This is a genomic window from Bdellovibrio bacteriovorus str. Tiberius (genome assembly GCF_000317895.1).
GTDB classification, from domain to species: domain Bacteria; phylum Bdellovibrionota; class Bdellovibrionia; order Bdellovibrionales; family Bdellovibrionaceae; genus Bdellovibrio; species Bdellovibrio bacteriovorus_F.
Map to the genome: position 1 here is coordinate 1806103 of NC_019567.1, position 18113 is coordinate 1824215.

At 50.6% G+C, this 18113-nt stretch carries 17 protein-coding genes; 8 read left to right on the plus strand and 9 right to left on the minus strand.

Annotated elements, in window-relative coordinates; genetic code table 11:
- Window positions 1–92 precede the first annotated feature (92 nt).
- Together BDT_RS08580 and BDT_RS08585 are read left to right on the plus strand one after the other, a co-directional pair.
- Window positions 93–335, plus strand: coding sequence for a type II toxin-antitoxin system Phd/YefM family antitoxin (locus tag BDT_RS08580; protein ID WP_015090841.1), 243 nt, complete (start codon window positions 93–95; stop codon window positions 333–335).
- Complete coding sequence (locus BDT_RS08585) at window positions 325–750, plus strand: type II toxin-antitoxin system VapC family toxin (protein WP_015090842.1); 426 nt, start codon at window positions 325–327, stop codon at window positions 748–750. The genes BDT_RS08580 and BDT_RS08585 overlap by 11 nt, the downstream gene beginning before the upstream one ends.
- On the opposite strand, the gene BDT_RS08590 is transcribed toward BDT_RS08585, so the two are convergent.
- The 3 genes from BDT_RS08590 to BDT_RS08600 form a co-directional block, all read right to left on the minus strand.
- A complete protein-coding gene (locus BDT_RS08590; RefSeq protein WP_041577460.1) occupies window positions 737–4834 on the minus strand; it encodes a tail fiber domain-containing protein in 4098 nt (1365 codons plus the stop codon). The two genes, BDT_RS08585 and BDT_RS08590, sit on opposite strands and share 14 nt — an antisense overlap.
- Window positions 4835–4937: 103 nt before the next feature.
- On the minus strand, window positions 4938–5459 hold the full coding sequence (locus BDT_RS08595) for a hypothetical protein (RefSeq protein WP_015090844.1): 522 nt from the start codon (window positions 5457–5459) through the stop codon (window positions 4938–4940).
- Window positions 5456–5986 (minus strand): RNA polymerase sigma factor, encoded by a 531-nt coding sequence (locus BDT_RS08600; RefSeq protein WP_015090845.1) that lies wholly within the window; start codon window positions 5984–5986, stop codon window positions 5456–5458. The genes BDT_RS08595 and BDT_RS08600 overlap by 4 nt, the downstream gene beginning before the upstream one ends.
- A gap of 200 nt (window positions 5987–6186) precedes the next feature.
- Between BDT_RS08600 and BDT_RS08605 the strand changes: the two genes are divergently transcribed.
- A complete protein-coding gene (locus BDT_RS08605; RefSeq protein ID WP_015090846.1) occupies window positions 6187–8253 on the plus strand; it encodes a sodium-translocating pyrophosphatase in 2067 nt (688 codons plus the stop codon).
- 180 nt (window positions 8254–8433) lie between these two features.
- Window positions 8434–8973 (plus strand): hypothetical protein, encoded by a 540-nt coding sequence (locus BDT_RS08610; protein WP_051026289.1) that lies wholly within the window; start codon window positions 8434–8436, stop codon window positions 8971–8973.
- On the opposite strand, the gene BDT_RS08615 is transcribed toward BDT_RS08610, so the two are convergent.
- On the minus strand, window positions 8970–9245 hold the full coding sequence (locus tag BDT_RS08615; RefSeq protein WP_015090848.1) for a TMEM165/GDT1 family protein: 276 nt from the start codon (window positions 9243–9245) through the stop codon (window positions 8970–8972). The two genes, BDT_RS08610 and BDT_RS08615, sit on opposite strands and share 4 nt — an antisense overlap.
- 60 nt (window positions 9246–9305) lie before the next feature.
- Between BDT_RS08615 and BDT_RS08620 the strand changes: the two genes are divergently transcribed.
- The 3 genes from BDT_RS08620 (at window position 9306) to BDT_RS08630 (ending at window position 11646) form a co-directional block, all read left to right on the plus strand.
- The gene (locus BDT_RS08620; RefSeq protein WP_148278777.1) at window positions 9306–9893 is read left to right on the plus strand and encodes an exopolysaccharide biosynthesis protein; all 588 of its coding nucleotides are present in this window, start codon (window positions 9306–9308) and stop codon (window positions 9891–9893) included.
- A gap of 101 nt (window positions 9894–9994) precedes the next feature.
- Window positions 9995–10381 (plus strand): cysteine rich repeat-containing protein, encoded by a 387-nt coding sequence (locus BDT_RS08625; protein WP_015090850.1) that lies wholly within the window; start codon window positions 9995–9997, stop codon window positions 10379–10381.
- Window positions 10382–10389: 8 nt separating this feature from the next.
- Window positions 10390–11646, plus strand: coding sequence for an MFS transporter (locus BDT_RS08630; RefSeq protein ID WP_015090851.1), 1257 nt, complete (start codon window positions 10390–10392; stop codon window positions 11644–11646).
- Here BDT_RS08630 and tsaA read toward each other — a convergent pair.
- From tsaA to BDT_RS08650, 4 genes are read right to left on the minus strand one after another with little or no spacing between them, the layout of a single operon-like run.
- Window positions 11621–12394 carry a tRNA (N6-threonylcarbamoyladenosine(37)-N6)-methyltransferase TrmO gene (gene tsaA, locus BDT_RS08635; RefSeq protein ID WP_015090852.1) on the minus strand — a complete coding sequence of 258 codons (774 nt, stop codon included), beginning with the start codon at window positions 12392–12394 and terminating at the stop codon, window positions 11621–11623. The two genes, BDT_RS08630 and tsaA, sit on opposite strands and share 26 nt — an antisense overlap.
- Window positions 12379–13155 (minus strand): RNA methyltransferase, encoded by a 777-nt coding sequence (locus BDT_RS08640; RefSeq protein ID WP_015090853.1) that lies wholly within the window; start codon window positions 13153–13155, stop codon window positions 12379–12381. The genes tsaA and BDT_RS08640 overlap by 16 nt, the downstream gene beginning before the upstream one ends.
- Window positions 13155–15221, minus strand: a complete 2067-nt coding sequence (gene metG, locus BDT_RS08645) for a methionine--tRNA ligase (RefSeq protein WP_015090854.1) — start codon at window positions 15219–15221, stop codon at window positions 13155–13157. Before metG ends, BDT_RS08640 begins: the two co-directional genes overlap by 1 nt.
- A complete protein-coding gene (locus BDT_RS08650; RefSeq protein WP_015090855.1) occupies window positions 15222–15971 on the minus strand; it encodes a carbonic anhydrase in 750 nt (249 codons plus the stop codon). It abuts the gene before it with no gap.
- 127 nt (window positions 15972–16098) lie between these two features.
- Between BDT_RS08650 and BDT_RS08655 the strand changes: the two genes are divergently transcribed.
- On the plus strand, window positions 16099–17073 hold the full coding sequence (locus tag BDT_RS08655) for an aminotransferase class IV (RefSeq protein WP_015090856.1): 975 nt from the start codon (window positions 16099–16101) through the stop codon (window positions 17071–17073).
- Here the strand turns inward: BDT_RS08655 and BDT_RS08660 are convergent.
- Window positions 17070–18113, minus strand: a complete 1044-nt coding sequence (locus tag BDT_RS08660) for a rod shape-determining protein (protein ID WP_015090857.1) — start codon at window positions 18111–18113, stop codon at window positions 17070–17072. The two genes, BDT_RS08655 and BDT_RS08660, sit on opposite strands and share 4 nt — an antisense overlap.

Here is an 18113-nt window from a genome sequence, read left to right on the forward strand (position 1 = left end):
CGTTACCTTGTGGGGGCGTATGGGGAGTCTCTCAAAAATTGACTTTTGAATATGACCATGATATTATGACCATAAGTTACAAAGAGGTCATAATGGCTGAAAAATACCCCGCTGGCCAGTTTAAGGCTCAATGTCTGATGCTGATGGATAAAGTTAAAAAATATGGTCAGAGTGTCACCATTACAAAGCACGGCAAGCCCGTGGCGAAATTGGTTCCTGTTGTTGACGATGCTGAGGGCGTGGAAAGCCCATTCGGTTCAATGTCCGGCACCGGCGAGATCAAAGGCGACATAGTAAAATCCACAGGCGAAAAGTGGAGTGCCGATGAAAAGTAATGGCTTGCTATTGGATACCCACGCCTGGATTTGGGTGGCGTTGGGGCATGAGCGCATGGCTAAAAGCAGTGGCCGAAAAACGGTTGAGAAAGCGTTTAAAGAGAAAGCTCTTTTCTTGTCGGCAATTTCATTATGGGAGCTTTCGATGCTAGAGTCCAAAGGGCGTATTGCCCTGACAGAGCCATGTTTGGATTGGATTCAGACATCCCTGGCGCGGTTACAGATTGAAGTCTTACCGTTGTCGGCAGAGGTGGCGGTAGAGTCCTCAAGACTTCCCGGGGGCTTTCATGGCGACCCTGCGGATAGAATTATAGTGGCCACGGCCAGAAAAGAGCGCCTGCAGTTGATGACTCAGGATGAGCTGATCCTGAGCTATGGTAAGCAAGGCCTGATAAAGACGATTACTTGCTATTGAGAACCGCTTTTTCCAGCCTGTCCATGCGGGCCTTTAATTCTGCCAGCTCTTTGTCTTTCTGGGCCTTGTCCTGCTCCAGAGCCAGAATCCGCTGATCCTTGTCGGTAAGGGAGCCTTTCAGGGCACTGATTTCTTCATACAGAGCCTTGATGGCCTCTACCAACGGCGACACCAAGTGCGAATAGTTCACAGACTTCATGCCCTGGGAATCGGTCTCTACCAGCTCTGGATAAATTTTTTCAAGTTCCTGGGCGATAAAGCCCAGTTGAGGGCGTTTGCCGTGCTCTGGATTTTTCCAGTTGTAACTGACACCCTGAATTTGCAAGACCCGCTGTAAAGCCTCGGAAGAAGACAGCGAGGCTATGTCGCGCTTCAAGCGGATATCTGAAGAATCCGTGATTCCAAATCCGCGCAAAGTTCCATTCACATCCAGTTTGTATCCCGGGGTTGTGGTTCCAATCCCCACGTTGCCATTGATGGCAAAATGCATGCGCGGGGAATTGTTGGAATAGATCTGCAAAACCCCGTCAGACACCCACTCAAGTCCGGTGTCCTGATCCCCGATAGCCAAGGCAATACCCGGGGTCACAGATCCCCAGCCCGAGTTGTTATAAACATACAACTTGTCTTTGACGAAGGTGTTTCCTTCGACATGCAGCTTGGTGTTGGGCGAATTGGTCCCGATACCCGTATTACCCGTGAAGACATTCGTTGAAGCGGTGTCTTCCTGATAAATTCCATATTTCGTGGTTCCTGCGACCGATCCGATATGCAATCCATAACCCGTATCGATAGTTCCGCCCCCGGTATTGGACACTGTCAGATAGGCCGCTTTGGCCAGGGTGACCGTGCCGGTAGAGGTGTTCTGCACGTTCGCCTGAAGGCCTGTCGCATTGGACATCGTGGAAGCTGATTTGTGGTGAACGTCATTGACTGAGCCAATAGCATTGCCAATGTTCCCGGTTTGCCCGGCAGAGTCTTCGATTCGATTTACGGCCCCGTAAAGTGCGCCGGTGAAGGACTGCGCCGAACCGACCAGGATTGTATTCCAAACCGCGTGCAAGTTCTGAGTCACGGTCGCCGTCGGAGCCGGAGACAAAGAGTTACGAACGAGCACAGCCGGCGGTGACGCGGCCGAAGTCGTCACATGTAACAGGGAGGACGGGGAGGTCGTACCGATGCCGACATTCCCGACGTTATCGATGCGCATTCTTTCGTTGGAGCCAGCACTGGTGTTGGTTGCAAAGGTAATGGCGGTGTTGGAGTAAGTGTTGATTTTGAAATTCCAGCTGGAATTCGATTCGATGTAAGTCAGGGCACTTCCGCTGCCTTGGCCCCAAGTGCCGAGGCTGAGGCTGTTGGTTCCGGCTTTGGCGTTGATGTAAGCGCCCCCGGTGTTGTTTGTATTGTTGATTTGGATGCCTTTGCTGGTGGTGGCAGATGCCTGAACTTCCAATGGGAATGTGGGGATGGTTGTGCCAATACCCACTTCCCCTGTACTAAGCACCGTCATCCGCGTCGTACTATTGGTTTCAAGATTCAACGCCTGAGCATCATTTGTCCCGAGAGTCGCCGCCGCGCCAAAGCTGTTCCCGCCATTGGCAAAAAGGCCCGAAGAAGCGTAACTCGTGCAGCCCATCACTCCCGCAGCATCAAAGGTCACCAGTTGCCCTACAGCGCACGTAAAGGCGGTCACGGTGGCTCCGGTGCCGTCACTTGCCAGCAGGCGATTGGCGGTCAATGAACTTGTCCCAGTCCCACCTTTGGAAACGGGCACCACCGGCAATTGAGATGTCGTAAGCGTGCCGCTGATATCTGCAAAGCCCAATAAGGCGTTCACCCAGTCCGTACCGTTATAGCGCAAAGTTTGGCCTGTTGCATAGGCGGCAGGCGATACCGTCTTGCCTTTGATTTTATCAACGCTGGTCGAGCCGGAAGTCCCACTCACATCACCAGAGAACGTCGAGGCAGTGCCCAGTTTGTTGTTAAACGTGTTCCAGTCTGTCGAGCTTAAATACCCATTGGTTGTCGTGTTGGCCTGACTGATCGTGATATTCGGTGTGGCGCCACCGCTGGAAGCCAAAGGGGCACTTGCCGTGACACTGGTCACACCGTTAGATCCGGCGCCATCGCCGACCTTCACCCATGTGCTTCCAGTATCGCGGTAAAGAGAGTTGTCGTCCGTGCCAATATAAAGTCTGCCCGCCGTGGCTGCCGCCGGACGGCTGGCGACGGTCCCGGATTGCACACTCGGTGTGCCGCCGGCATTTTGGATAGAATCGGTGATGCCATAACCTGTCAATGTCGTGGGCTTGCCCGTTGTGATTTTTGACCAATCCAGAGAAGGCACATCAGACGCAGCCAAGGTCGTTCCCGAAGTCACGCGACCTTGCGCATCGGTTGTGATCTTCGTGTAAGTCCCTGCCGTGCCGGTGTTCTTTAATGTCACCACACCTGTGGCAGACATCGTGGAATCGCCGCTGATTGAAGACGGGGAATACTGGGTGCCATTGTAAATCAGAATCTGCGCGGAAGTCGGTGCAGTGGCACTGACGGCCGTGCCTTTGATTTTATCAACGCTTATTGCTGCAGAAGTCCCGCTGACATCGCCAGCAAACGTCGAAGCCGTGCCCAGTTTGTTGTTAAAGCTAGTCCAGTCGGTTGAAGTTAAAAGACCTGTTGTGGAACCACTGGCTGTCGGGATGGAAACATTGCCAGCCGCCGTCAAGCGACCTTGCACATCCACGGTGAAGCTTGGCACCTGAGTGCCGGAACCGTAGGATCCCGCAGTGACCGAAGTGTTCGCCAAAGAAATGGTTCCAGTGGAAGTAATCGGTCCGCCAGAAAGACCTGTTCCCGTGGCGATATTTGTAACCGTGCCACCGGCATTGCTGTCGTTGGCCGGGGCCCACTTCGTGCCATCATATTTCAGAATTTGCCCGGAGGTCAGGCCGGTGGTGTCCACATTCACACCTTTGATTTTATTGACCGTCACCGCTCCAATGCTGCCGCTGACGTCACCCGCAACAGAAACATTGATCGCCTGACACTGGAATGATCCTGCCACAGAACTCCAGTACGGAGTTTCATAAGCCGCGCAATTTCCACTTCCCACCGCCGCATTAAAGGCCGTGGTCGTGTGATAGCTTGCTAGACTGGTGGAAAGATTGTTCACATCAGTGATCTCAATAGACGATGGCAACCACTGTGCACCATCGTGTTTAAAGAACTTTCCGTTGCTGGGGGCCGTGTTTGAAACGGCCACGCCCTGAATTTTTACCACCGATGGACTTGGGTAAGAACCGCCCAGATCTCCGCCCGCAGAACCGGTCGGCGTGCGTGAGTCGGTAAAGCGCGGATCATTGCCGGCGGCCACAGTGCCAGCCGCAGTGCCCACATTCAAAGTCAGAGCTGGAGTCGAAGTTGAATTCACCACAGTGATATAGGAATTGCTGGAAGTCACCTCCGTAACGGTGCCGCCCGAGGCCCCCGTCACCGGAGCACACACCATCGCCGTGCCATTCCAGGAGAGGAATTCGTTGGGAGAACAGGTTGGTACGGCAGCTTTCAAAACAAAATCAGCTTCGACTTTGCTTCCCAGTTTTTCTGCTGACAGGGCATAGGCCGAGTAGGGAACTGAGCGGATTTCATTGGCCGGAGAAATCACCTTCCAGCCTGAGCCGTCATGGAATTGAACCTTCAGCAGGCGCACGTCGCCAGTGCCGGCGGTGTACGTCGCACCACCATAACAGTTGTGCTCCAAAGAGTTATTGAAGGAATCCAAAAGAGTGAACAAAGGATCGGTCGGGAAAAGCTTGGTGCCTGATCCGATCGGCACATCAAACACACCCTTGGAGTTGACCATACTGACGCCATCACGCTGCTCGCGATAGATCACACAATTGCCGTTGGGGCTGGTGATTTCAAACAGGAAGCTGGTGTTGCCGTACTCCAATGGAGTCCCGTCGGCTTTAATAATTCGCCCTTGATAAGTCAGATTTGCAGGCGCAGCGTAGCCCAACTCAGACAGGAAAGTACAGACAGAGAGGATCAGACCGAGCACCATTAACGTTCGTTTGCTCATGTCCTTCTTATCGGCTTTTTAACCGGAAGTTTTTAATGATTTCATAATTTTAAGAATGATGCTCGACTATGAGACGGTTTTCTCCCCCTGCTGGGGGAGCCAATCAAATACTTTTCAGGAAAGCTCGGAAGCTGCGTTTGCTGATGGTGACCAGTTCAGCACCCACGGAAGCACCGAACAACCACAGCACAGCACTTTCCCAGGTGACCTCGTGACTGATGGCCGAAAACACACCCAAAGAAACCAATGCCAAAGAGGCAATGCTCAAAGCGCGCGAACGCAAAAGCACCAACCACTCTTCACGATTTAAGATTAAGCGAGCCAACAGGAACGTCGCCGCCAGATAGTAGGCGCCACACAAAGAATGACAGAACGTCTCACTGAGACCCATAAAGGAATGCATCAGATCATGCCCGGTGTTAAACAGGGTCACACCAAACTGTGAACAAGACGCCAGTGTCAGGGTGGTCGCCACCGTGTGGGCAATACCCAGTTTGCCAGCCACCTTCCATGGTGAAGGAAGCTCTGTCTGCAAAGTGCTGTTGATTTTATTCAAAACAAAAGAGGATCCCGCCGGGGAGCCGTCATCAGCAAATGATTCGAAGTCTTTTTTGATATCTGTCATTTCGATGCTCCTTTCGGTTTCTGGCCTCTTAAAAATTTCAGGCTGCGCGAAACAATCTGACGGATGTTGCTTTCAGACTCTTGCAGCAGGGCCGCAATTTCGTTGTACTCCATCTCGTCCAGATAGCGCAGACGCAGGACTTCCTGCTCCCGGGGCTTCAGGTCCTTCAACAGGGCGTCGGCCTCGTCCTTCTCTTCGATTATAGGAGCAGACTCGTCAGTTTGTGACAGGGAATCGTCCCACTCGAGGAAATCTTTGATTTCGCGATTTCTATAGTCTTTTAGCTCACTTCGGGTGATGACATAGATCCAGGCCAGGGCCGAGTGTTTGGGGTCGTAAAGGTGTTTCTTACGGTAAATCTGCAAAAACACGATCTGCAGCAGGTCCTCAGCGCGTTCCTGAGACAGGCGTCTTTTTAAGGCATAGCTCAGGACCCGGCCGGAATGTCTTAGATAGAGGATATCCAGGGCTTTTCGTTCGCCCTCAGAAAGTTTTATTAATAGATCCTCGTCGCTTAAGTCATTCATGTTCCCTGAAGGTACGCTGAGCTTTTTAGGAAAGCAACGCATCGTTAAAAGGGCGGCGGAGGTGATTTATGCCCAATCGTTGGGCATAATGCGGTGCAAATTCATATGCTACGGCCCCCTCCCAGATTGACTCGGTGTAATGAGACGCGGTAACTCTAAGCCTTCGTAATTAAAACGAGAAATCATAAACGGAGTGCAACATGTTTAGTGAATCTTTGCTGATCTCTCCTGCAATTGCAGGGGTCGTTGGTTTGATCGTTGCTTTGGCTCTGTACCTTCGCGTGAAGGCACAACCAGCGGGCAATGAGACAATGAATCGTATCGCGTCCTACGTGCGCGAAGGTTCTATGGCGTTCCTTGTGCGTGAGTACAAGGTACTTTTCGTCTACGCAATCGTCGTAGGCTTGGCTCTTTGGTTCGCCTTGGGCGGTATCGCAGCAGGATCCTTCATCCTGGGTGCTTTCCTGTCTTTGCTTGCGGGCTTCTTCGGTATGAAGGCGGCAACTTATGCCAACGTTCGTACCTCTCAAGCCGCAGCTGGCGGTTCTAAAGCGGCGGCTTTGCTGGTTGCTTTGGACGGCGGCGCTGTAATGGGTCTTTCCGTTGCAGGTCTTGGTTTGATCGGTCTTGGTGGTTTGTATGTTTGCTTCCAGGGTGATGCTCACCTTGGCACAATCCTTCACTCGTTCGCCGTGGGCGCTTCTTCTATCGCTCTATTCGCGCGTATCGGTGGTGGTATCTACACTAAAGCGGCAGACGTTGGTGCTGACATCGCTGGTAAAGTTGTAGAAAACATCCCTGAAGACGACCCTCGTAATCCTGGTGTTATTGCCGATAACGTTGGTGACAACGTCGGTGACGTTGCTGGTATGGGCGCAGACATCTATGAGTCCATGGTTGCTGCGATCGTATCTGCTATGGCGATTGCTTTGACAATCCCTGCAGAAGGTCTGTCTGCTTTGATGACGGGTGCGGATGCTGAAACTGTGCGTATTGCCGGTGTTGCATTGCCAATCTTGTTGTCCACTTTGGGTCTGGTTATTTCTATCATCGTGATCTTTGCTGCTCGCGCGTTCAAAAACGGCAAGCCTGCAACTGTATTGCGTAATGCTTTGATCTTCCCTCCAATTCTTTTGACTATCGCTGCTTACATCATCCTTCCGATGTTCGGTATCAATCAGAGCGTGACTGTGGCATTGGCTGCGGGTGCGTTCGGTGGTGCTTTGATCGGCCTGATCACTGAGTACTACACAGCGGCTCGTCCAATCCGTCTGGTTGCTGAAGCAGCTTTGACTGGTGCGGGTACTGGTGTGATCCGTGGTTTGGCAGTGGGTATGGAATCCACAGCGATTCCAATGATCATCGTGGTTATTGCGGCTTACGTTGCTGACCAGGCTTTGGGTCTGTACGGTATCGCAATGGCGGCAGTGGGTATGTTGGCTGGTACTGCAGTTGTAATGACTGTGGATGCTTACGGTCCAATCGCTGACAACGCGGGTGGTATCTCTGAAATGTCGGGCTTGGGCAAAGAAGTTCGTGCGATCACTGACGAATTGGATGCTGTTGGTAATACAACTGCAGCTATCGGTAAAGGTTTCGCGATCGGTTCTGCGATCCTGACAGTTGTGGCGCTATTCTCTGCATTCAACATGGAAGTAAACCACGTTCGTGAGGGCGCGGGTCTTGCTAAAATGTCTTTGGATCTGACTTCTTCCGGCGTTCTGATCGGTATCTTGTTGGGCTCTATCCTGCCATTCCTGGTTGGTGCGACAACAATGACTGCGGTTGGTAAAGCGGCTCAGAAAATCGTTCAAGAGATCGCTCGTCAGTTCAAAGAAATCCCAGGTCTTCGTGAAGGTAAAGCGGAACCACAACCGGCTAAGATCGTGGACATTGCAACTCAGGCTGCATTGTTCGAAATGATCCTGCCAGGTATGATCGCGATCCTTGCTCCAGTGGCAGTTGGTTTCTTGTTGGGGCCTCAGGCTTTGGCAGGTCTTCTTGCTGGTGGTTTGGCTGTCGGTGCAACTATGTCCCTGTTCATGGCGAACGCGGGTGGTGCATGGGATAACGCTAAGAAATACATCGAAAAAGGCGGCCTTCCAGGTCATCCAAAAGGTTCCGATGCCCACAAAGCAGCGGTTGTTGGTGACACTGTCGGTGACCCGTTCAAAGACACTTCCGGTCCAGGTGTTGCGATTTTGATCAAAGTTATGTCCGTCGTATCTTTGTTGATCGCTCAACTGATCGCCACTATCGGCGGCTAATCGGCCCCGGCCGAGGAGGCTGAAAGCGCCAACGGCGCTGTAAGCTGGACTTCATTCGAAGTTAAAATTCAAACCCCGCAAGCTAACACTTGTGGGGTTTTCTTTTTTTGTCCACAGGACCTCGGACCATTCTGATATCAAACTTGTGACAAGCCTGCTTTGTAAACCGTATAAACAAGTATGCGTAAACCACAGCTTGCACTTACTGGATCGTTATTGGTTTTATTGCTTTCTTCCTGCGGCGGCATCGAATCGGTGATCGGTCCGTCTGAGATTCTTCACGAAATTCCCTCTGAAATGTTTTATCAGACCAAGGGTGACTGCGCTCAGGGTGATTTATCATTCAGTTTGCTGGTCGCAGCGGGCACACAGATGTGGACGGATCCTTCTGCAGTACTGCATTCTCAGCAGGAGCTTTACCTGCATTCCAATCACACTTTTGATATGCGTTATCGTGAATTCACTTTGGATGATGTGGCGTTTGATACAAGATTGCAGGCGCGCTTCAGTGTTGACGGTCACAGTGGGCTGGTGAAGCTGAATGGAGTCGGTGAGGGATTTGTTGTTCAGGACAACGGACGCCGTTATCTGCAACTGCAATTCACTCAGGCGGTGAATTCCCCGGCACTAGTCGGCAAAACGGCGCGTTTCAGAATCATGAATTCATTCAATGGACTCGACACGGATCGTGCCGAGTACTGTGGTTATACGCTGTTCTAGGATTTAGCTGCCAGAACCCAGATTCCGACCAGAATAAACAAACTGCCAGAAACGTATTTCATGATTTGGGGGCTTAACATAGTCCCCAGGAACTTTCCAAAGATCACTCCCAGTGCTCCGGCAAGACCCAAGGCCAATACAACGGCCAGCATCACAGTCATCGTCGACTTTGTTTGTGAAGATGCAGCCAACGCAGCAAATTGGGTCTTGTCTCCCATTTCAGCCAAAAATATAGTGATAAAGGTGCTGGCAAAAATCTTCCAATCCATCATGGGTCCTTTGTTCAAGAAATGAAAACCTAGTGATAAAAGGATAGGTGAGGGAAGGCAAGTTTGAAAAGTCGATTTATTACCGCCATGGATCTTTTGCAGGAAGAAGCTTCCAAAGGACACCTCACTTTGCGAAGAGTCTTCGAATTACTCGGAGAAGAAGGCCACGCCATGTTGGTGTTGTTCTTCTGTCTGCCGTTCATGCAGCCTGTTCCGATTCCTGGGCTTTCAACACCGTTGGGGATGATGATCTCGGTGGTGGCATTTTTCCTGTATCTGCAAAGACCTCCTTGGCTTCCCAAACGTTTTGAAAATGTGAAGCTGTCGTCTGAGGTGGTGATCAAGGTCTCGGAAGTCGCCGAACGGATCTGGACCTATGTTTCGCGGATTGTTAAAGAACGTCTGACCTTCTTCCACGATGTGTGGTTTTTCCGCATCCTGAATCTGATTGTATTTGTGGGAAATGCGGTGCTTTTATCCCTGCCATTGCCGATTCCTTTTTCCAACACCGTGCCTGCGGTAGGGATCATTCTTTGCGCCATCGGCCATATGGAAAAAGACGGTATTTTTATCCTTTTCAGCTACCTGTGGTGTCTTATTGTTGCATCGTTCTTTGCAACACTGGCCATGGGAGCCATCAAGCTGGTTTAGCTTCCCTTAGGTCTAGTCACACAGAAAGGACCAACAAGACCAAAAGATCTTTGTGAGCCTTTCCCAGCTGCTCTAACATGAGTATCTGGGGGGATACTTGTATGGGAAAATGGATTGCAGCAGTTTTGATTCTTTGTTTTGCCAATGTATCAATGGCGAAGGGCCCGAATGACGTTTGCGCGAAAGATCGCGAAACACTGTGCGGAACTATCCAGCCTGGTGAAGGGCGCGTTTTGAAGTGCATGATGGAAAATACCGACAAACTTTCCGCTGATTGCAAAGCAAAGTACGAAAAAATGAAAGATCACGCAGGCGAGATGAAAGATGCCTGTCACGAGGACTATGAAAAGTTCTGCGCGAACGTACCGGCAGGCAAGGGGCGCAAAATCAAGTGCATGATGGACCGTAAAGATGAACTGACCGCAGATTGCCGTGCACAAATGGATAATGCCAAAGATGCACACAAGAAAATGAGAAAGGGTAAATAAAGAAATCTATGCGCGAAAAAAGTCTTAGGCTTAGTCTTTTCGACGCTTTTCTTTGTTCACTGATGATTGGAGCCGGCGAAACGTATTTGCCGGCTTATTCTTTATCTATCGGCATGGGCGAAATCTTCGCCGGTATTCTTTCCACGCTTCCCATTGTCAGTGGAGCGTTCCTGCAGCTGATCACGCCGCGCGGACTTCAGCGCATTCGATCTCACAAAAACTGGGTGGTGGCTTCGGCCACGTTACAGGCTTTGACCTTCATTCCTTTGATTTATTTTTCGGCCACCAAGGCGCCGAATTTCTGGATGCTGTTTTTGATTTTATCCCTGTACTGGGGTTCTGGCTTTGCTGCGGGACCGGCCTGGAATTACTGGATGGGTCGTCTGGTGCAAGTGGAAGAGGGCAGTCGCTATTTTGCCAAGCGCGCCCGGGTTTCGCAGATCGGTATTTTGCTGGGGTTGATTGGCGGTGGCGTGGCCCTGCACAACAAAGTGGAGATCGGACCGTTTTCGTCCGTTTTCACAATGCTCTTTGTTTTTGCTTTTGCCTGTCGTCTGGTTTCATCCTTCATTCTTTCATCCCAGTATTTTGATCCGGCCTGGAATAAAGAGCCAAAACTGGGTTTCCGCGCTTCGTGGAAAGTCTTTTGGGCTAATAAACCCAAGCGGCAGTTTTTCTTCTATCTGGCGCCATTCCAGGCGGCCGTCTTCGTGTCTTCCCCTTTCGTGACTCCGTACATGCTGGCGCAGGTAAAAATGGACTATGGCGCCTATATGACGGCCATCGGGGTTTTATTCATTGGTAAGATTCTGACTCTGACTTTGATTGATCGTTTCCGTCAAAGTGCTTCCGGCTTCAATTTATTGGTATTTGGCGCTGGTGCCATTGTGCCGCTGCCGGCGATGTGGGCGGTCAGCAGTGACATGTACTTCATTTTCTTCCTGCAATTCATCAGCGGCATGGCCTGGGCCTTTGTGGAAGTGGGGCTGTCACTGATCTTCTTTAAAGACATCAAGCAAGACGAAAAAGTTCCGATGCTGACGGTTTATAATCTTCTGAATTCGCTGGCGATCATCTTTGGCACTTATATTGGTGGCAAAGCGCTGTGGATGATGGGTGAAAAAGTCAGCAGCTATTATGCCGTCTTCGTGCTGGGAACTTTGACCCGGGCCTTCGGGTTCTATCCGCTTTACCGCTATGTGAAGAATCACCTGGGTGTGGTCGATAAAAACACCGAAGTCACTTCAACGGAAAGAGCTTCTTAAATTCCCGGTGCAGTTGTTTGTCATGATAGGTGTCTTCTTCCGAAGACAGATCCGCATCTGAATAGCCCGAGAAAATCTTAATCACACTGACGTGAGAACCTTGAATTTCAAAATGCGCGCGCCACGTGCGATAAGCTATCACAAACCCCGAGCCTTCGGGCTTCACGCGTTTCTTGCGGGAATTATCCGGTTCAAATTCCAGTTGATGCTGCAAGAATCCACGCAGTTGATGTATCTGGTGAAGCTCCAGCCACTCCAGTTCCTGTTTGGCCTCGACTGAATAATCAATCATAAAGCGCTCAGCGTTTTTCAGCCACGCCGGTTCCACGCCGGGGAATGAATCCGCATAGGCCACATAGGGTTTGATATCCAGAATCGGACTGCCGTGCAAAAGGTCAGCGCCTTCCACATGGATCTTCAGTTTGTCGATGGATTTGACCTTTACGCAGCTGATGCCCACTGGATTGGGGCGGTAAGGGGATCTGGTGGCAAAAACGCCTTGTTTGGTGTTGCCGCCACGCGGGGGCAGCACCATCGGGCTCCAGTGGTCATTATGATGAAACAAGAACACCACCCAGATGCGTTCACAACCTTCAAGACCCGTCAGAGCCTGTTCAAAGTTGTGACCGGCTTCAAGCTCAATCACACCTTGCGAGTGAAACTCATCAGGCTGGCGTCCGGCTTCGTAAGGGTGCACCTGTGGGCTTTTGAAAGTGCCAATGGCTGTAAACTTTATTTCAGTCGCCATTGTCTCATCCATTCAAATCCGGCAACCGCAGCAGTGACGCCGACATTCAGGGAATTTTTGCGCCCACGCAAAGGAATGATACGGACTTCATCAATGATCTTTAAAACCTCAGGATCAAGGCCGAAGCGTTCATTCCCCAAAACAAAAGCAGTGGGTTCAAATTCAAACTTTTCAAACAGATCTGAAGCGCTGGCCGCTGTTTCCAGGGCGACGATGCGATAACCTTCGTCTTTCAGTTCTTCCAGACACTCTAAAAGTTTCGGAGCTTCTTCCCAGGTAAGATATTCCTGAGTTCCCATGGCGGTCTTTTCAACCTTCCATTGGGTCGGAAGCGGGGTGTAACCGCACAGATAAATCTTTTCAGCGCCCAGGCACTCGGCCGTGCGGAAGATGGATCCTACATTGAAGGCCGAGCGGATGTTATCCAGAACAAATACCAACGGCAATTTGCTTTCAGCCTGCTCGCGGTCGTTTTCAACCACCAGGAATTCATCGTCCTGCAGATTTTTATGCAAAAGTCGTTCAAAAGGAATGGCATAGCTGACGAAATGTTTCAGTGTCATGCCGGGGGTCAGATGCTTTTCCAAAGGAGCCAGACGGGCAACATCAGGATTCTCGCAAGCAGACAAGGCAGAAATCAGAGATTTCAGTTTTTTAAGTTCTGCTTCTGCAAAAGAAAAATCCCCGGAGGATTTCTCCAGCTTCAAGAAAAGCTGATGGATTTCTTCGAGGGATTTTTTATCCTGAATCGAAAGATTCATTATTTCACTCTCTGGCCGACCTGGGCACCGTCATCCGCAGAAAGTACAAACAGATCGCTGCCACCAGTTCCTGCCGCCAGCACCATGCCTTCAGACATGCCGAATTTCATTTTGCGTGGTTTCAAATTCACACAAACCAGCACTTTGCGACCCACCAGTTGTTCTGGTTTGTAAGCCGCTTTGATACCAGAAATGATCTGACGGATCTGGCCTTCACCGATGTCGATTTTAAGACGCAAAAGTTTGTCCGCTTCTTTGATCTCTTCAGCTTCGATGACCTGACCAATACGCAGATCCACTTTGTCGAAATCAGCAAATTCGATTTCAGCCGGGCGGTCGCCCACTGTCGCCGTTGCAGCAGGGGCCGCCGCCGCCGCCGCTGGTTTTGCGGTGGAAGCCGCTTTTTTCGCCGCTTGAATTTCTTCGTTGATCTTGCGACCTTCCTCGATCATGGCTTTGACTTTGTCAGCTTCAATGCGAGTTGCGAGATGTTCATAGTCGTTGATTTCACGGTTGGTAAGAACTGTGTTCAGATCAGACCACACATAGTCATTTTCACCCAAAAGTTTGGCAACCTTCTGGCTATAGAACGGCAGCACCGGTTTCAGGTAAATCGCAAGCATTCGGAACATGTTCAAAGTGGTGGTGATAACCTGCTTGGTACCTTCTGGATCCGCTTCCAGAGTTTTCCAAGGGGCTTTTTCGTCAAAGTATTTGTTGGCGTCATCAGCAAGTCCACGAATTTCACCCAATGCTTTAGCAAAGTCGCGCGCCTCGTAGTGGGCCGCGATGGATTCTGCGGTTTTTTGACCGTGTTCGATCAGCTTTTTGCCTTCCGCATCCGGCACGCTCATTTTGCCGTCCATTTTCTTTTTCAGCATCTGGCCGCCACGGGATCCCAGGTTTGTGATTTTACCCACAAGCTCGGAATTCACACGATTGGTGAAATCTTCCAGATTCAAATCGATATCGTCCACAGAACTCGACAGTTTCGTGGAATAGTAATAACGAAGATACTCGGGGTTCAAATGGTTCAGATAAGTTCTTGCCGCGATGAAAGTCCCTTTGGACTTGGACATTTTCTCGCCGTTGACCATCAAGTGACCATGCACGAACACCTGATTAGGCGAGCGGAATTCCGCAGCCTTCAGGAATGCCGGCCAGAAGATCGTATGGAATCTTGCGATGTCTTTACCGATGAAATGGTAAATTTCACGGTTTGGATCCTGCCAGATGTCTTTAAGGGTTTTACCCTGGGATTTCGCCCATTGCTCGGTGGTGGACATATAGCCCATCGGAGCATCCACCCATACATAGAAGAATTTTTTATTGTTGGTGCCCGGAATCGCAAAACCGAAGTACGGTTCATCACGGGAAATATCCAGATCTTTCAGGTCCTCGTTGAACCACTCCAGCATCTTTTTGGAAATCTCAGAAGAGCAGTGTTTTGGGATCCATTCTTCAAGGTACTGTTTGAAGTCATTCAGTTTGAAGAAAATGCTCTCGGAATCTTTCATCACCGGAGCTGTGCCACACAAAGAACAGTGCACATCTTTCATGTCACTCGGGGAATAAGTCGAAGCACAGACGTCACAGGAATCTCCATACTGTTCCTTGGCGCCGCACTTTGGACAGGTGCCCTTTACGAAGCGGTCCGGCAGGAACATTTTGTCGTGATTGCAGTACATCTGCTGAATCGGCTGGCTGCGGGTGTGATTGCCTTCCTGCATTTTTTTATAGAAGTACTCACAAAGCAGACGGTTTTCTTCTGAGTTGGTGGAGCCAAAGTGTGAGAACTGCACCTGGAAATCAGCAAAGTCCTGCGTGTGCTCTTTATAGCTTTGGGCAATCAAAGCTTCCGGAGTGATGCCCAGTTCGCGGGCTTTCACCATGATCGGGGTGCCGTGAGTGTCGTCTGCACAAATGAAGACGCATTCATTGCCACGCATATTCTGAAAACGGGCCCAGAAGTCGGCCTGAAGATACTCCACTAGGTGACCCAGGTGAATGTATCCGTTTGCATAGGGAAGAGCACAGGTGATCAGAATCTTGCGTTTGTCGTTCATTTATCGAAACTCCACATTTCCAGCTTCAAGACTGTAGGCAGCCTTCACTATCTTTACATCACCCGAGGCTACAGCGTCACGCAGGATTGCGGAGCGTTCTAGCAGTTCATTGGCAAGGCCTTCCGCCGCCGTCAGGTCACCGCAAGAGTCCGAACCCATGATCACCACCAGATTGGTGCCCAGAGTGCCCACAGAATACTCAAGACTTTCCTGAACGTTTTTGTCCAGGATCAGCTCGCCGGTGCGGACCACATAGATTTCACCCAGTTTTTGGTCAAATACGATTTCTGGAGAAACACGAGAATCGCTGCAAGTGTAAACGGCCGAATGCGGGCGCTGCAAAGCGCTTACGCGACGGCGGTCGGCAGCCGAGGCGCCATCATTACGGAAAGTGCCGCGCACAAAACGGGTGTTGCCGTTCTTAAGCCAGCCAAATGCTTTTTCTGCAGGCACCGGTCCGGCTTCACGGGGAGCTTTGCCATGAGTGTCTTGAATATGTTGAGCAGCAGCGGCAACGGCTTCTTTTACTTCCGTAGCGTGAGCTTGTGCTTCAGCATCGCTGCCAACCTCAACCCGGGTCATTTCTTTTTCACCGCCCGTGCTGGTGGCTTGGGCAGGGGCTTCTTTAACGCCGCCTTTGCCGTCTTTCAGGGTCACTTTCGTTTCCTGATTCGGTTCGCGATGGCTGGTAAAAGATGCGCAGGCTGTAAGGTTCAGAGCAAGAAGCCCGATAATGAGATTGGTTTGCATTGACGTCCTCCGTGATGTCTTATTGTCAGGACCTCCATAAGGGATGGTCAAATTAAAAACAAAAAAAACTTCACGCCGAACCGACGTGAATCTAGAATGAAACCGTGATTTTTTAATAAGGACGTTTATGAATCTACCCATTCTTTCTTCCGCGGATGTTCAGGCCCAACTTTTAAAGCGACAATACCAGGCTCAAGGCAGCTATCTGGCGATGTACAGCAGCTGGTATGGCGGGGTGATTAAAGACCCGGGGTTGATGATGGTGCCAGTGGATGATCACCTTGTGCACCGCGGGGATGGCGTCTTTGAAGCCATCAAAGTCGTGGATGGTCAGGTGTTTTTGATGCAAGAGCATCTGGAACGGCTGCAGTCTTCCGCCCAGCAGATTGGTATCAGCCTGCCGCACAGTCTGGAAGATATGAAAAAGATCATTCTGGAAACCACACGCATTGCCGCAGCCCCTTATGCGGTTTTGCGCCTGTATATTTCCCGTGGTCCTGGGTATTTTACGACAAATCCTTACGATTCCATCAGCTCTCAAATGTATTTGATCGTGACGTCGTTCACGCCGTTCACTGATGAAAAATACCTGAAGGGCGTGAAGATCGGACGCAGCCAAGTCATTCCAAAGGACCCGTGGCTGGCTCGGATTAAAACCTGCAATTATCTTCCGAATGTGATGATGAAAAAAGAAAGCGTGGATCGCAAGATTGATTTCACCATCGGTATTGATCCACAAGGGTTTATCACCGAAGGCAGCACCGAAAACATCGTTCTGATCGACAAGGACAAGAATCTGCTTCGTCCAAAGCTTCGCCAGATTCTGAAGGGCACAACCATGATGCGCACCTTTGATCTGGCTGAAAGCCTGATGGCGTCAGGGGAATTAAAATCCATCCAGGAAAAAGATCTGACCGAACAGGATATCCTGAGCGCTTCAGAAGCCATGATGATCGGAACAACTCTGGATGTTCTGCCAGTGACCGAATACGAAGGTCAGCAGATCGGCGAGGGCAAGCAAGGACCGCTCGCATTTAAGCTTTTGCAGCTTTTGCGCGAGGATATGAAAAAGGGGCCGAAAACGACCCCTGTAAAGTTCTAAACTTCCAACTGAATCTTATCGAGCAGTTCTGGATCACTCAGGACTGCTTCGCCGCCCTTGGCGATCGCTGTCAGCGGATCTTCCGCGATGCGAACCTGCAGGCGAACTTCATTCTGAATGCGCAGATCAAAGTCGCGAATCAGAGCGCCACCACCAGCCAAAGTGATACCTCTTTCGATAATATCAGAAACCAGTTCTGGTGGAGTGTGTTCCAGCGCGCGGTGAATCGCATTGATGACTTCCTGAATACAACCGTTCATTGCCAGACCCACGTCTTCGGAGCTGACTTCCATTGTGCGGTTCATTCCGGTATCAGCATCGCGACCGGTGATCGAGACACTGCGAATGTCTTTTTTCGGAACCGCAGTTCCGACAGTGACCTTAAGGTATTCCGCCGTGGTGTCAGAAATGATCAGTTTTTTGTATTTTTTGAAGTAGTCAATGATCGCATCATCCAGACGGTGACCACCCACGCGGGCGGCTTCGCAGTAAACGATGTCAGCCAGAGCGATAACCGCCACTTCCGTGGTTCCGCCGCCGATATCGATGATCATGTTGCCTTCTGCCGATTTTACATTCAGGCCGGATCCAATGGCAGCGGCCATCGGTTCATCGATCAGATAAACTTCTTTTGCGCCCGCTGCTTTGCAGGACTCAATCACGGCTTTCTTTTCAACCTCAGTCACCCCGTAAGGAAGCGACACCACCACGCGCGGACGGGAAAAAGCACCCTTAACGCCTGGTTGGCTTAAGAAGTGCTTTAGCATCACTTCAGAGGTTTCAAAGTCCGCAATCACGCCATCGCGAATTGGTTTTTGCGCAAAGATGCTGCCTGGGTTGTTTGCCAGTTTTTCTTTGGCGTCGTTCCCCACGGCGATCACGCGTTTTTTACCGGGGCTGGTCTGCTGATAAGCGATCAGCGAGGGTTCATTCAGGATGATCCCTTTGCCACGAGCTGCGATAAGAGTATTGGCTGTCCCCAAATCTACGTATAGATCTGCAGCTGTTCCGGTTTCGTCCTTAAAGAACCATGAAAACAT